Below are 13949 nucleotides of genomic sequence, written 5' to 3'. Positions count from 1 at the left end.
AATGATTATTACGATTATAGATATCCACGAAATTTCAGAATATAATACTCATCTATTTCAATGTATTGAAAGGATCTTTATAAGTCACACAGTTAATCCTCTACGTAATTTGGTATGGTCCATTTTGCCATATGCCAATTTACCTGATATGGATATGGTTCATAAAATGAATCATCTTCCGTTATCGTAAATCCCTGTTCAAAATTTGTTTTGGCTTCTCTCATTATCGTTTCTGCATTGACGATATCTTTTTTTTGTAATAGACATAGTCCCTTGTAATATTTGGCGTCAGAAAAATTGGAATAGTCAGCCATAGATTTGTCAAAATATAAAATAGCCTTGTCATAATCCCTTAATTCATATTGGATGATTCCCATATAAAATAATTCCAAAAAGTGGATCCAATTCTCTCCGCGCTCTTTTATAGTTTTTTCGAAGTCTCTTTCCAAAATTTGCTCCGCTTTAGCAAAATCGTTCTGTTGCAAGCGACACAGTGAAATGTAAAACTGATAAGAATGATCGTTTTGATAACCGTACCCAAACTCTTTTTCGGCCGTTTCCATATCCACAATAGCGCTTTTATAGTCTTTTTGAAAGATACATTTTAAATAACCTCTTCTTCCAAGATAGCTTTCACGGTCATAGATAACGGCTTTATTATAGCATTGTAATGCCAGATCATATTTCTTCATTTTCCAATAAGGAAGAGCCTTACTTTGCCATAATATAGCAATTGTCGAATCCTTTTGAATTCCTTTGTTAATATTATCTTCCCATCCCTGTAAGGTATAATGATATCTGTAAGCACCGTTCTTTAGATATTTTTCTATAGTGATTTCCTGTTTGGTCTGACTGCAACCAGATGAAAACACGAGTAAAGATAGGAGCAAGGAAAGTAATTTCATTTTTTTATTTATTGAATATAGGACGCTTACTAATATAGTATGTAAATTTTGGTATTGAAATACAATTGATTACAGAGTTTATAAAATCTTAAGTAACATTGCTTTGTATTATTGGTGAGATCTTTTTCTGGTTATTTCAATATAAATTTTTGGGGATAATTGTCAATTTTTTCAACTTTAAAATATTCGTCAAATTCTTCCATTTGTTTGGTTTCATAAAAGTCGATTATTTTTCCAAAAAACATCTCAAGTGTCGGTGCAATTACATTTCGGTCGTTGTCGGCGTGCCAAAATTCTATTAATTGTCCTTTTTGTTCAGTGAAAATTCCTTTCAAGTCGAAGCAAATACTGTCGCCACCTCCATTTTGAAAAATTGGTATCCAGTTTTCGTTCCACCAATTTTCGATTTCGAAATCAAACCCAATCATTGGTGTAAGTTCGGAAGCGTCATAAAGTGCTTGATGCAAAGGAATAAAACAAGAATTGTTTACAAAAGGTTCATAACAGTTCGGTTGTTGTCCGTTCTTCCATTTGTATAGTATTCGTAAATCCTTTGGTATTTTAATCTTATAATATTCTTCTAATTTGTTTAATTGAGAATTGTCCAAAGGCTCATTAAGCTGTCGATAAAATTCAGGTCTTAATGTCGATAAATAGTTGTCTAATTTTTGAATTATTTCGTCCATTCGTGTAGTCTGTATTTCAGTTCTGTAGCATTACTTGCTAACTTAATTTATATGCGATAAACTTTCGTATATATACCATTTTAAGATGTGTTGGCGAACTTTATTCCAATTTTTCAAATGTAAAAATATTGGGCATTGCAAAACAAGCAGTTTACAATTCGCTGGGTTTGGTTTAAAATTCGTTAAAAAATATTTGATTTGTGTAATCTCACCCTAGCTACCGTGAGATTACATACTGACGGGAACATATAACCTTAAAAAACTGTTCAGCGATATTAACATAAACGGGAATGAGATGATCAGTAACCATAGGAAGAATGATGATCGTTAATGTAATACAAAGCAATGTGGGAAAAAAACAAAAGAGAAAAGCAGGGGGAGGGGCTACTGTTATTAAAATGAAATTGATAGGTCTTCATTTCTGTCCAACAAGTTTGTTAAAATATGATTTCAATCAATAAGGAAATCATATTATCTCTTTGGAAAAAGTGAATATAAAGAACTTAGTCATGCAAAAGACAATTTCAAAAGCCAGCAAAAATACAAATAGCCCATAAATTGTATAACTTTATTTTATCAAAATTGGTAACTGTTCAAAAATCTGCACATTAAATAAAACATTTCATTTTACCAGCTTATGGAGAAAAAGATAGTTTCAGCAATTGGAAAACTAGGATTTGTTGTATTTCTTGTTATATTTCCGCACTTTGTACCATTACCTTTTTATTCTTATGCTCTTGTTTGTTTTGGAGCAATTTTCCTGATGCTAAGAAAAGAAGGAAAGACCTTTAGGGATATTGGGCTTATAAAGGGAAAATTTACTTCAAGAGCAATTATCTTAGGAGTTTTTACAGGATTAACCTGGGTTGCTTTTATGCAATTCGTATATATTCCAAGTATTAAATACTTTTTTGAAGTTTCAGATTATACGGAATATAATTTTATCAAAAGCAATATGACTATGCTGATAATGACGGTATTCGCAGCTATCGTTATTGGCGGATTTTATGAAGAGATCGTATTTCGTGGCTATATACAAAGCGTGTTTGAGAAGAGGATTTTTAAAGGTTTCAATCCTTTAATCAGTATGCTTTTAACAAGTTTACTTTTTGGTATTTACCATGTGCAGCAAGACATCTTCGCAGTTATAGCGGCATTTATGGGAGGGATGTATTGGGCTATTTTATCTAAGAAGTTTGGCAACCTTTGGATTCCTATAATTTCCCATGCGTTATTTGACACTGTTACACTTATCCTTATTTATAAAGGTGCATTTGGAGCTATCACGTATTGATCTATTCGTGTTAAAGAGCTATCATGACCACGTAGATTTAAAACTGTAATTCGGAATAATGTAATCAAAAAAAATAAAACAGGCTCATACGATAATTACGGAAATTGGATTGAACAAAAACAAATGATTAAAAGAAATCTTAAGGACGAATTTGAAGGTGGACTTTTAATAAAAAGAAAAATCGAATATTATGAATAAGCATGTCCGAAATTGATTGTAATCTTTCTAGTTATTAGTTAGACACATGAAACCCAATTATTGATTTCCCCTAATATTTATTCTGCTAATTATTTTAGTTTTTTGATTTATTGTTGTATATTTGACTGATAACCAATTGATAAAAATTATGGCAAGATCAAAAAAACACCTTGGTAAGTATGTAGATCCGCGTACCGATTTCGGTTGGAAATTTTACTTCGGTAGAGAGGAGAACAAAGTCTTACTAATTGAATTTCTCAATAGCTTGTTTCAGGGAGAGAAGATAATTTCAGATCTGAGATACAAGCCTGTAGAGCATGATGGCGATTATGAAGAAATGCGTCGCGTTGTATTTGATTTACATTGTATGAGCAGCGATGGCGAGGTTTTCATCATCGAGATGCAGCAGCTCTTCCAGGAGTTTTTTAAAGATCGCGCCGTGTATTATACCTCGCGTCTCATCAATAAGCAATTAGCGCGAGGAAAGAAGGGCAGTGATTATTACCTGCCGGAAGTTTACTTTATCGGTATTCTGGAGTTTAACATGGATGGAAATGGAAGTTCTGGTGTATCCCGTGTCACAGAGCGTCCTTATTTTTATGATGTCGCGCTTTGTGACAAATTGACCAAAGAAATATTTTATGATAAATTGGGGTACAAGATGATTTCGCTTCCATTGTTCAATAAACAGCCAGAGCAACTAAAGACAGTTATGGATCAGTGGTTGTACTTACTTAAACACTTGAGTACCATGGATAGATTGCCAACATTTTTGGATAAAAGAATATTTGGTCTTATCTTTGAGATAGGAGAGATAGGTAAATTAACGGAGGAGGAACTAATGTCATACGAGGCAAGTTTAAAACATAAGCGTGATGCTGAGAGCGTATTCAATTCGGCCAAGAAATCCGGAGAAGCTTTAGGTCACGCTAAAGGTCTAGCGGAAGGAGAGCGTAAAAAAGCTCTTGAGACTGCTAGAGCATTTAAGGAAATGGGGCTGCCTATAGCTGATATTGCTAGGGGCACAGGACTTTCTGTCGAAGAGGTCGAAAAGCTCTAGTACATCAGGGCCGGCATGTCTATAAATGAAATCTATCTTGCAGTAGGTTGGAGTCATAACATGCATACCAAACTTTTTCGTTTAAGTTTTCCATTTCTTTAGTGTTTTCTGACCTCTTTCAGATGCCAGTGCAATTCCTCAGGAACTAAATCAAAGGCAAAGTGAGAGATCTCAAAATCTTTTGAGAATAGCTCCTTATTATTATGCCAAACTGTTATTTGATCCCAATAAGCCAGGAAGAAATCTCCTTCCTGAATAAAGTCCATCCAACCATCTGCTTTAATTGATGCTTGTTTGTCGATCAATATAATACCTGAATAATTTTCCGGACTACCATCCAGAAACATTCCATTATGTCCCTCGATACAGGATTTCGACCAGTCGAAATCAAATTTGATGCTCATGCCCAATAAACTATTTAGTTCATCAACAAGTTGGATTTGCACTAGTTCCCTTAACTTTGGTCCCATAGTACATGAAAATCCATATTTATCGCAATTATCTTCCATAGATTCCTATTTAGGTGTTGAAAGTACTCTCTTCAATTTAAAGCCAGTATAGCCAATCAATGGAAATACGCCGGAAAGAATAACATAAATGCATTGAGCTTGGAAACCGTAGTTGAGATTTAATAAAAAAGGTATTTTCTCAATAAGATCATCGATTAAAATTTCATAGCATATATAATAAGCTTCTAAGATAATCCACACGATTGTAATTCCGATATTTTTATTAAACTGATAATTTCCCGTGATGAGTACACACGATACAAGTATGATCAACCCAATCAATGCTGGCCAGAATATTGAGATTACCTTTCTATTTCTTTGCGACTGTAAGTATCCTGCATAAATAAGTCCGGCAACTTGCAATCCAAAAATAATCAAGTTAAAATCTAAACTCTCCGTAAAATACCTCAGCCAATCACCGTCTGTTAATAATGCATAAAATGTCAAAGCCATAAAACAGAGATGCAAAAATAGGGGAGCGTTAATTCTCTTCATTATCTATATTACGTTTGTAGAATTTCAATGTTTTTATCGCTTTGAGAAGATCCTCTTCTGTTTGCGCTTTTAGGTTTGCTCCGTAAAGATTAAATCGGACTTTTGGAGAATCTCCCCATAGGCTGCCGATGTATATCCCAGTCGTACCTTTCCCGGATATCCTAGGAAATACGATTTTGGCTCTTCTGTTATCGATGGTATCCCAGGATACATTTTGTTTTCTGTACATATCGGCATCGAGATCAAAATCCAGTATCGGCATATCTTTTACAATAATATAGTCCGAAGAGTCTGTTGCGCTTTCCTCCATCATTTGTCTCGTAATGACCTCTATGTTATGCTCTGTCAAACTATTTGAATACATGCCCAGATCAAAGTAAAGCGTATCTGTTTTATCTACAGCAATAGCGCCTACATAACTGTCTATTCCGTTTTGTGTGACCTGCTGCCATTTATAAGGGACATCAATGGTAAATAGACCAAAATCCATTGTCTTTGTGCGAGATGGATCTTTGCACCCAACAACGAGGATCGTAAGGGTAGAAATGTGGAATAATTTTATGATCTGTTTCATGCTATGGCTTATGCTTTGAATCTACAAAATCCGGCTGAAGACTACAAGAAGTTATTGATTTAGGAAGGTGATTTATATCTCAATAATAAGACTGTTATTAAATCCGTTATAAGCTTCATTAATATAACCATGCGGGTTGCAAATGATTTCGGTGTCACCTATTGTATAGCGTGCTGGATCATGTATATGACCATGGATCCAGTAGGAGGGTTGATGCTTTAAGATAAATTCTTCCATATCCGAGGCGTATGCGGAGCTAATGGGATCGTCTAAATATCTCTTAGGAAGGGATCTTATACTTGGCGCATGGTGTGTTACTACGATATTATGTTTCGCTTGGCTGGTGCTAAGACTTTTCTCGAGCCATTGTCTGGAAGTTTGATGGATCTTAAACGTATCAATACTTCTCAATTTGGCATAATTGTCACCTAGTCTGATCTTCTTATAATCATTCATATGGCTTTGGCATAGCGATCCATATACTGCAGGATTGCCCTTTAAGGAAAAATCAGTCCATAATGTACAACCGTGGAAACAGACATTATCAATCTCCAAAGATTCATTTTCCAACACATGGATATTGGAATTGCTTGCAGCGTCCTTGATCTTAATTAGTGTTTTCGGATAGGTTCCTTTATAATACTCATGATTGCCCAGCACATAAATGATCGGTATATCCAATGAAAGTGATATGAGCCAGCTGATCCCTTTTACTCCTAAATCAGTATCTCCCGCCAGTACAAGCACATCTGCTACGCTCAGGTCGAAATCATTGTATCCAAATTCTCTATGCAGGTCGCTAACGATATGAATTTTCATCTTTGTCTTTTTGTCTCAGATTCTAATTTTAAATCACCATTACTAAAAGATAGCGGGTAGGTGTATCCACATTTTACAGCACGTCCATTTTGATACCCCGGTTTCCAGGGACTGGATCTCTTGATCAATTCTATTAACGCTTCACCAGTTTGATAACCAATATCTTTGGCTATCCGGAAATTACTGAGCTTACCATCTTCTCCAACCGTAAAATTGATGATCAGTTTACCGTTTACTTTTGCCTTCTTGGCAGCCGTTGGCACTTTATAATTACTAATAACCCAATTTTTGAACCCAACTGGGCCATCGGGGGGCTCAGGAAATACCTCGTTCATTTCTGGAAGAGAATCCGTGATTGTGTCCTGCTGTACTATTTTCGATTTTTCTTGTTGCTTTTTAAAGTAATCCTTTGTGCAGATAACAAGGATATCATTTGGATTACAACCGATTTGTCCTTCATTTTTTATATAATCAAAAGAAACAATCTGGCTTTCTATGGCAGCCAATTTTTTATTGAGTTTATCTCCGTGATTGATTGGATAGCCGATCCCGTCTATGACAAATGCTGTCTTTGGATCAGCGTGCAAGAAGTCAATCAATGCTTCATGATTGATTAAAACTAAGTTATTACGTATGGAGTCCAAAATAGGGGATTGGCAGACAGCCTGAGATAACAGGCCTATTGATAAAATACATATAAATGATAACTTATGGACCCAGAAAATTTTCATCCTATGAGTAATTGATAATCCCCTCCTGTTATTTAAATAGCTATATTCCCCGTCATAGCGTTTCATTCTTTTGAATCAGCTCAGCGATATAACGATTATAAGCGTCTCCCATGGGCAGCTCCATGTCCACGGTCAATTGTCTACGGACCACCTCAACTGTTTCATTCGAAAGTGGATTGACACCTGTTGATTTTACATTTTCCCAGTATATCCCGATCCCTCTTTTTTGCCAGTTAGGCAGGTCGTTGAAATTTATACCAAAGGTATGTAGCAATTCGTTCTTCATCGAAACATTGAGACCTTCAATTTGTTTGGTAGCTTCATTTTTATTAAGTCCATCTCGCCTTAGATTCCAGTAACAATGTGCATTTAATGCATTCCGGTGAGCATCTTCATTCCGCCATCTGAAATAGTCCTCCACAAGTAGCGCATTTGGCAATTCGGAGATTCTACAATCGAAAGCAGCGACATCACCCAGCATAGATGAGAATTTGGCACTTGCTTCACCTGCCAATATAGAAATCAATTTTCTGGTTTTTCGCCCGAATGTATTCTCATGCAAGTGGAATAGCAAAGAGATTTCATCACTTTCTGTAAACCCATATATCATATTAAACCCGCAGCACATGAGGTGCTTGGCGGTTTCGACCATCATATCCCTAAACTTCTCATCAAATGGTGCCTGGAAAGCATGTTTTTCTTTTGTCAGTTTCGTAAAATTCCGACCATCTATCCGTGCTACGATATACATCCCAGGTAAGACTTGCCTGTCCTGATAAGTCTCATAAATACGTAATTTCTTATCTAAATCATCAAACTTCATTTTGCCAGTCTTTAATTATAAATCCTTCTGCATGTAATGTCACATAATATAATTCGTGAAAACCCTCCTCAAGAGCAGGTATCTGTAACTTCTTATGCGTTCCCCGGATGCCGATATCAGGAATTCTTTCTTTATTTATCCTCATGCTATTTCTTTCCAGCGAGGACTCCAGGCTAGAGCTAAAATAGTAGCCGATAACTTTGTATTTATAAGCTTTAGCTATTTCAATATACTTTGTCCGTTCTACCTTTGTTGGATTTGTATTATCTACTACAAAGGCTTGCTGTGTTTCCAAACACGTTTTGATGAACCGACTTTCCTTATTGCGTGTATTCAGGAGATCCATCGAAATCCGAACATGGCTATTAAAGTGATTTTCTTTGTAGAAAGAGCTCTTTCCGCTAGCCTGGATCCCACAATAAATGATCATTTCCATCTCATAAAAAATAAATCTCTCCCATATTGAAGCATCAAATAATAGTCTTTTTTAAAGGCCATCTCTTAACTTTATATGGGATTTGGCTAACTACTTGCTGAATTTACAAAAGAGGTTTTAAATAGACAAAATATATAACTCCGTAGCTATAATTTCCATGACTATTTTGTATCTTGAAACAATATGGTTAATCTAGTTATAAGGAAAGTATTGAATGATTATGTCGCTTTCATAGATGACTTCAGATATCAGTTCTCTCCAAATATGGATGAATTTGAACAAAGGAGCAACCGGAATCGTTCGGGACATATTGGTGGATTCAATTACCAGTTTCATGGTGCGGGCTGCCGTTTAGAGAAAGACGCTATTGTATGTGAATTTGATTTTATGCCTACCAATGAATACCCCATTAAGTTTTCGACATGGGAAATGAGGGAATTTATTTTGACCAGTAAAGCATATGGAATAGATAAATTAGAGGAATCGGAATTGCATGAGCTGCTACATCCGTTGGTTGAAGATGGGACTCTTGTCAAATTGGTATTGGGTGGTGTAGTTTGGGAGATATACCAGGTTTAAAGCAAATTCATATGTTTACTTATATTTAAAGCTCCACATGAAGCCATTAGAAGAAATAGATATTTTTATTTTTGATACATTAACAGGTATTTTATTTGATAAAGTACCGGAGTATAAGGAAGTTGTTGATATGGGAGAGAATAGTTTTTTCTCAGATCGATCAACATATCTGTTTATGAACGAATTTACGGTATATCTTGGTGGCCAGATCATAGCTGATCGCACAAGCTCTTTTGTTGAAAGTTCCTTTGATTATATCAATTATATTGGGCAAAGCCACAACTGTGAAATCATCAATATCGTACATGTCGGTATCCTCGAAATATTATACACGGAGGAGGGAGTTGATTGGGAATGGGTCAAGATGAATCTGAGCGAGAAGTTACAGCCTTATTTTGAAGCCTGGTCAAAATATTACAGGTAATTATATTGTAACAAACGAACCAAAAAAATATCTGGTAGAATTACTTTTTCCCATAGTAAGACATTCACTTTTAAAAATATAATGAGAAAAGTAGTATTTAAAGACATAGACGGCAAAACAAAAAAACTTATGCTTTGCCAGGCAAAAGGCGGAGTTTATCTTTTTGGATATTACAGCTTACAGGACAGTTCTGCAGATTGGGATCACTTCTTTTGCACTATGGAAGACGCGAGTGAATGTTGCATTGAAGAGTATGCTATTAATGAAGAGGATTGGATAATAATTGCAGACCAACCTATACATTGTCAACAGGACTTTATTATTCCAACAAGGATAAAAGGTAGGGAAGTCGGAAAGCCTGTTTTTGGACATCTACAACGATTTGTTAGAGGACAGTGGGTTGACTATGAAATACCAGAGAAATGTATAAGTTTTGACGGACTTACAGGTGACCAGAGATTATTTACCACCGGACTTGTATTTGAGTATGAGAAGGCTTTAATTGAAGATAAGGCAAAAGCAATAAAAATTTTGAAAGCATTAAACTTTGATAAACCTTCGATTGACATAATTATTGGATAAATAAACATAACGCTAACCAGCACCTATGGAATTAAATGAAATAAAAAATATACAAGATTTCCAGAGATTTCTGTTTCAACAAAAGAATGAAAATTTTGTTCAATCTGATGATTCCAATTATTCAAAAACAATTTGCGGAACAGATTTCAGATCTGAAATTCTGTATGTTTTACCATCGACTGAAACATTGGAAAATATCAGGTTCTATGACAGTCTGAAGTTTATCACCATCAATAACTATAAGATTGATAGTAAAAATCTTGATGCATTAAAAAAGTATAAGGATAATTTAATAAATGTTAGCCATTTACATATTTGGAACATCAAACAAAATGATCTGGATTTAATTTCATTGTTTCCAAATTTGACACATTTATTAATTTCACATGTCAAAAAAGCTGACTTTTCATTTAACCGCTTAGACGAGCTAACGAATTTGAACACGCTTTGTCTTTTAAGTCTAAACAAAGTAGCAGACTTCAATTTCTTGCCAAACGCTACAAAATCTAGAATTAAAAACCTTTCGTTAACTTATACATCAAATCTTAAAAGTTTGAATGGGATTGATAAGTTCGAAAACCTTGAACACTTATCGCTCTTTGCATCAACAACAGAAAGTAACAAAAAAGTAAGCCTTGACGATTTATCAGGAATCGAAAACCTAGCAAAACTTAAAACATTTGAAATTGCTTATTTTCGGTTTGACAATAGGGAAATGGCCAAGAGACTTTCATTTTTAACGCAATTAAAAGAGTTTATGATTGATAATATCAAATATGAAAATAATTAACAAATGCGCTTGAATGAAATTATTAGACTTTTTCAAAATATTTAAACGAAAGACAACAGCAAGAAGGAACCTTGAGGCAGACGGCTATTTACCACTTCTCTGGGAAGACGATTATTGTCAAGTTGTAATTGTTCCATTAGAAAATACAGCATATGTATTAAAATCGATCGCAGAAATAGAACCACTGTCTGAAGCGTCACGAACGGATTTTGGATTTACTGAAATATTTGAACATGGAGAAATGCCTATAACCACCATTTCAAAAGAAATCCGAGAAGAGTATTTAACGTGGCTATTAAAAGGTTTTGGATTTGAAAGAGCAACGCACATAGATTATAATTGCGATAAAATTATTGACTGCACAACAGGACAGACTAAAGCGTATGGTTTCTCAAACTTCACTCTTTTCTTTGAAACAGAAGGGGAGTTCGTCAAACACATTTGGATTTCGATTAGCACGCTAGTTTCATTAGCGGAAATTTCGGTAGAAAAATTTGAATTGATCAAGTCAGTTTTATATAGTTTAGGTGAAGAATGTGAAATGATTTTGGTCGATTGGAATAGGATGGAATTAATCGATTTGAGAAACCGAAATAAGATAAATAATTACTTAAGTTATTTCTGGAAATGATAGATAAATACGAAAATTGGGACATTGATTTACCCCTGCCACAAGATCTATTTTTTTATAAAATGAATGTGGAGTATTATGAGATAACTATCCTGTTGAAGAGTTTGGTTGACCATACACAAATAGTTGAGATAAAATTTGAGTATTTTCTTTCCTATAAAGTCACAGTAGACTTGGCCTTAATGAAAATGGTTAACGATAATGCAGATTTTAGAGGTTTTGCCCGATCCACTTCTTCGAGTTATTTAAACTCAATCATTGAGGGAAGTTATGACATTTTAGAAAGGAAAAATATCGAACATTTTGTTATTTACAATTTAGACAATGCAATTGAGGTACTATCAGATGAGCCAGCCACCTTTCGATGGCTTAGTAAAGATGAGGTTAGAAGTTTTGAAGATTCTTGACAGGTATGAATGCTACCTTGCAACATTCCGCCACAGTACAATATCAAAGTCAGTCAATAGCTGACAAATTTTACCCTCACTGTCCCTTCCGATGTAAGTAGCATAAAAACCATCTCCATAGCCCGTGGAGAAAAAGACGGCATTTTGATTCTGAAAACTGTAATTTAAATAATCCTTGAGTTTTTCGGAGAATATATTGTCCCAGTTTTTGTCGAGCAGCGTGTTCAGACTATTCTTTGCTTCCTGATCAACGAAAAGACCTATTCCTGCATCTACTCCATATCCATATATTTCTTTGGATTTGATGGGAATTGGAGTCTGTCCCGGTAATAACGCAAACTCCCATTTACGGATAGGCTTATCTGAGAATTTTATTCGTGCAAATGCGATCCTTCTATCCTTATTAGCGTTGATATTTGCCATTGCCAATTCCACCGGAAACTCACCAACAGGAAACTTTTCATTAAAAGCTATCGCATCGCTTAGCATAACGGGGTCGGTAGCGATAATCTGGCCTGACGATACCTTTAGATTTCCTACAGCTATCTTATCAAAAGTAATTTCCGCGCCGAATTGCGTTACTTTTGTTCCCTTCACGAAACTGCCTTCAAACAGCTGTGGGAATGTCAGCGATATATCCTGAATGGTTATTTTCGGTATGCTATCTGCGAGGTCAAATTCGTTTGTTGGTCCAAGGATGTTTTTAGCGTTACTTGTAACTTTGTTCTTCGAAGTACATGAAAATAGCATCACGGCCATCATACATATTGCTATTGTTCTATTGTACATATGGAATAATTCTTCTTCTTTAATTCATGACTCTACAGGATGACCAATATCCTTAAAGAACTTTCTGAGCATTTCATATGTGCTGCAATCAGCGACAACCTGGCAGGAACTATCTATCGCCATTACTTCACAACTTAAACAGATATTCATCGCAGATACAATTTCGCCCGAGCTTTTATAGAACACGATAGCATCCCTGTAAATAGGGGCACACATCCAATTGGACACATCAGTTGTTTTTGTAAGCAAAATATTCTTTAGTAGACTGATTGCCTCATTACCATACTGAAAAGTATTGGTTCTTTGACTAGAAAAATGAAATCGACCTGTATCATCAAATAAGTACTGGGTTACACTTAATAGCGCGTCCAGTTCTTTCAACCGAATTTCTTCGGTGTCGGTCAGATTATTGCGTTTCTCTTTTCTTACTTTTAAATTATGTAGTTCCGGTTTTAGCACTTTAGACGAAGCTTCATATGCATCTCCTCTTTGAAGAGAGTAGGTTTCAAAGTAGTCAAATGCTAAGTCCTTAATATAATGAGAAGATGTGACTGAATTAGTGATACTTTTCATCGTTAAAACTGAGTGGTTATTTCTCTAAATACTAAAAATAAAAATATAAAAAAGGACTATTAATTGCTAATAAAAATATGATTAAGCGAGATCAATTAGAATTTTGGAAAATCCTAAAGGCCTTGAAGCAATAGATCCTCCAAATATTGATGAGGATCTTTTAGCTGAGATCGCATCTGAGATAGATTCTTATATGATATGATGAATATTTAGAGTTGGGGTTGGTAAAAGTCTAAGGGGATCTAGTAAACTTATCAATTTTAATAACTTAGATGAATAGAAATAGTTATCATATGAAAAACCGTTATATAGTCACTCCAAAAAATAAAGAAGCTGAAGAATTATTGGATTATAATAAGGCTACTGATAACGACTTAATTGAATTGACCTTGACAGAGGAGCAATTTAACACATTAAATTACCGTAATGTTTTTTCCACCTTAAATGAAATTCTAGGATGTAGCATTGATGATTTTGAGGACGAGTCGATCACCGATGAGAGACAGCTTGAGATGGGCTTAAACTACCTAAATGCTATAAATGTAAAGGACGAAGTTGCCAGAAAACTACTAAAAAAAATGATTTATTTATTCCAAGAAGCGAGGTCAAGGAAAACAGGTGTTTACTTCTACTTTTGACCCAAT

The 13949-nt window shown here is 35.0% G+C and carries 20 protein-coding genes; 9 read left to right on the top strand and 11 right to left on the bottom strand.

Translation table 11 applies throughout. From position 1 onward, the window contains the following. Window positions 1–92: 92 nt before the first annotated feature. Window positions 93–905, bottom strand: a complete 813-nt coding sequence (locus tag AC07UV_RS22095) for a tetratricopeptide repeat protein (RefSeq protein WP_282254643.1) — start codon at window positions 903–905, stop codon at window positions 93–95. A 131-nt stretch (window positions 906–1036) separates the two neighbouring features. Then, entirely contained in the window at window positions 1037–1591 is a 555-nt protein-coding gene (locus AC07UV_RS22090; protein ID WP_282254642.1) for an SMI1/KNR4 family protein, read from the bottom strand. Window positions 1592–2228: 637 nt separating this feature from the next. On the opposite strand from AC07UV_RS22090, the gene AC07UV_RS22085 reads away from it, so the two are divergent. Further along, complete coding sequence (locus AC07UV_RS22085; RefSeq protein WP_282254641.1) at window positions 2229–2885, top strand: CPBP family intramembrane glutamic endopeptidase; 657 nt, start codon at window positions 2229–2231, stop codon at window positions 2883–2885. A 346-nt stretch (window positions 2886–3231) separates the two neighbouring features. Further along, entirely contained in the window at window positions 3232–4143 is a 912-nt protein-coding gene (locus tag AC07UV_RS22080; RefSeq protein ID WP_282254640.1) for an Rpn family recombination-promoting nuclease/putative transposase, read from the top strand. A gap of 98 nt (window positions 4144–4241) precedes the next feature. Here AC07UV_RS22080 and AC07UV_RS22075 read toward each other — a convergent pair whose 3' ends face one another. The 7 genes from AC07UV_RS22075 to AC07UV_RS22045 all read right to left on the bottom strand — a co-directional run bounded on the left by AC07UV_RS22075 (window position 4242) and on the right by AC07UV_RS22045 (window position 8530). Beyond that, a complete protein-coding gene (locus AC07UV_RS22075; protein ID WP_495185323.1) occupies window positions 4242–4652 on the bottom strand; it encodes a hypothetical protein in 411 nt (136 codons plus the stop codon). Between the two features lie 6 nt (window positions 4653–4658). Next, window positions 4659–5147 carry a hypothetical protein gene (locus AC07UV_RS22070; protein ID WP_495185322.1) on the bottom strand — a complete coding sequence of 163 codons (489 nt, stop codon included), beginning with the start codon at window positions 5145–5147 and terminating at the stop codon, window positions 4659–4661. Next, window positions 5134–5721: a hypothetical protein gene (locus AC07UV_RS22065; RefSeq protein ID WP_495185321.1), complete on the bottom strand. Its 588-nt coding sequence runs from the start codon at window positions 5719–5721 to the stop codon at window positions 5134–5136. The genes AC07UV_RS22070 and AC07UV_RS22065 overlap by 14 nt, the downstream gene beginning before the upstream one ends. Window positions 5722–5793: 72 nt before the next feature. Then, window positions 5794–6540 (bottom strand): metallophosphoesterase, encoded by a 747-nt coding sequence (locus AC07UV_RS22060; protein WP_495185320.1) that lies wholly within the window; start codon window positions 6538–6540, stop codon window positions 5794–5796. Next, complete coding sequence (locus AC07UV_RS22055; RefSeq protein WP_495185319.1) at window positions 6537–7271, bottom strand: energy transducer TonB; 735 nt, start codon at window positions 7269–7271, stop codon at window positions 6537–6539. The genes AC07UV_RS22060 and AC07UV_RS22055 overlap by 4 nt, the downstream gene beginning before the upstream one ends. A gap of 52 nt (window positions 7272–7323) precedes the next feature. Then, window positions 7324–8094: a tRNA(His) guanylyltransferase Thg1 family protein gene (locus AC07UV_RS22050; protein ID WP_495185318.1), complete on the bottom strand. Its 771-nt coding sequence runs from the start codon at window positions 8092–8094 to the stop codon at window positions 7324–7326. Beyond that, entirely contained in the window at window positions 8084–8530 is a 447-nt protein-coding gene (locus AC07UV_RS22045) for a hypothetical protein (RefSeq protein ID WP_495185317.1), read from the bottom strand. Before AC07UV_RS22045 ends, AC07UV_RS22050 begins: the two co-directional genes overlap by 11 nt. Window positions 8531–8713: 183 nt before the next feature. Here AC07UV_RS22045 and AC07UV_RS22040 point away from each other — a divergent pair, with 183 nt between their 5' ends. The 6 genes from AC07UV_RS22040 (at window position 8714) to AC07UV_RS22015 (ending at window position 11943) form a co-directional block, all read left to right on the top strand. Further along, the gene (locus AC07UV_RS22040; protein ID WP_495185316.1) at window positions 8714–9109 is read left to right on the top strand and encodes a DUF6896 domain-containing protein; all 396 of its coding nucleotides are present in this window, start codon (window positions 8714–8716) and stop codon (window positions 9107–9109) included. Between the two features lie 37 nt (window positions 9110–9146). Then, a complete protein-coding gene (locus AC07UV_RS22035) occupies window positions 9147–9533 on the top strand; it encodes a DUF7674 family protein (protein WP_495185315.1) in 387 nt (128 codons plus the stop codon). An 81-nt stretch (window positions 9534–9614) separates the two neighbouring features. Continuing rightward, the gene (locus AC07UV_RS22030) at window positions 9615–10115 is read left to right on the top strand and encodes a hypothetical protein (protein ID WP_495185314.1); all 501 of its coding nucleotides are present in this window, start codon (window positions 9615–9617) and stop codon (window positions 10113–10115) included. Between the two features lie 25 nt (window positions 10116–10140). Next, a complete protein-coding gene (locus AC07UV_RS22025; RefSeq protein ID WP_495185313.1) occupies window positions 10141–10905 on the top strand; it encodes a hypothetical protein in 765 nt (254 codons plus the stop codon). Window positions 10906–10918: 13 nt separating this feature from the next. Beyond that, window positions 10919–11536, top strand: coding sequence for a hypothetical protein (locus AC07UV_RS22020; RefSeq protein WP_495185312.1), 618 nt, complete (start codon window positions 10919–10921; stop codon window positions 11534–11536). Beyond that, the gene (locus AC07UV_RS22015) at window positions 11533–11943 is read left to right on the top strand and encodes a hypothetical protein (protein ID WP_495185311.1); all 411 of its coding nucleotides are present in this window, start codon (window positions 11533–11535) and stop codon (window positions 11941–11943) included. The genes AC07UV_RS22020 and AC07UV_RS22015 overlap by 4 nt, the downstream gene beginning before the upstream one ends. Before the next feature lie 12 nt (window positions 11944–11955). On the opposite strand, the gene AC07UV_RS22010 is transcribed toward AC07UV_RS22015, so the two are convergent. Together AC07UV_RS22010 and AC07UV_RS22005 are read right to left on the bottom strand one after the other, a co-directional pair. Continuing rightward, on the bottom strand, window positions 11956–12732 hold the full coding sequence (locus AC07UV_RS22010) for a DUF4241 domain-containing protein (RefSeq protein WP_495185310.1): 777 nt from the start codon (window positions 12730–12732) through the stop codon (window positions 11956–11958). 24 nt (window positions 12733–12756) lie between these two features. Beyond that, a complete protein-coding gene (locus tag AC07UV_RS22005; protein ID WP_495185309.1) occupies window positions 12757–13305 on the bottom strand; it encodes a hypothetical protein in 549 nt (182 codons plus the stop codon). Window positions 13306–13577: 272 nt separating this feature from the next. Here AC07UV_RS22005 and AC07UV_RS22000 point away from each other — a divergent pair, with 272 nt between their 5' ends. Continuing rightward, a complete protein-coding gene (locus AC07UV_RS22000; protein ID WP_495185308.1) occupies window positions 13578–13943 on the top strand; it encodes a hypothetical protein in 366 nt (121 codons plus the stop codon). Window positions 13944–13949: the final 6 nt, after the last annotated feature.

The organism is Sphingobacterium sp. GW821-FHT03E03 (genome assembly GCF_059420745.1).
This window is presented reverse-complemented; position numbering and strand designations above follow the sequence as displayed.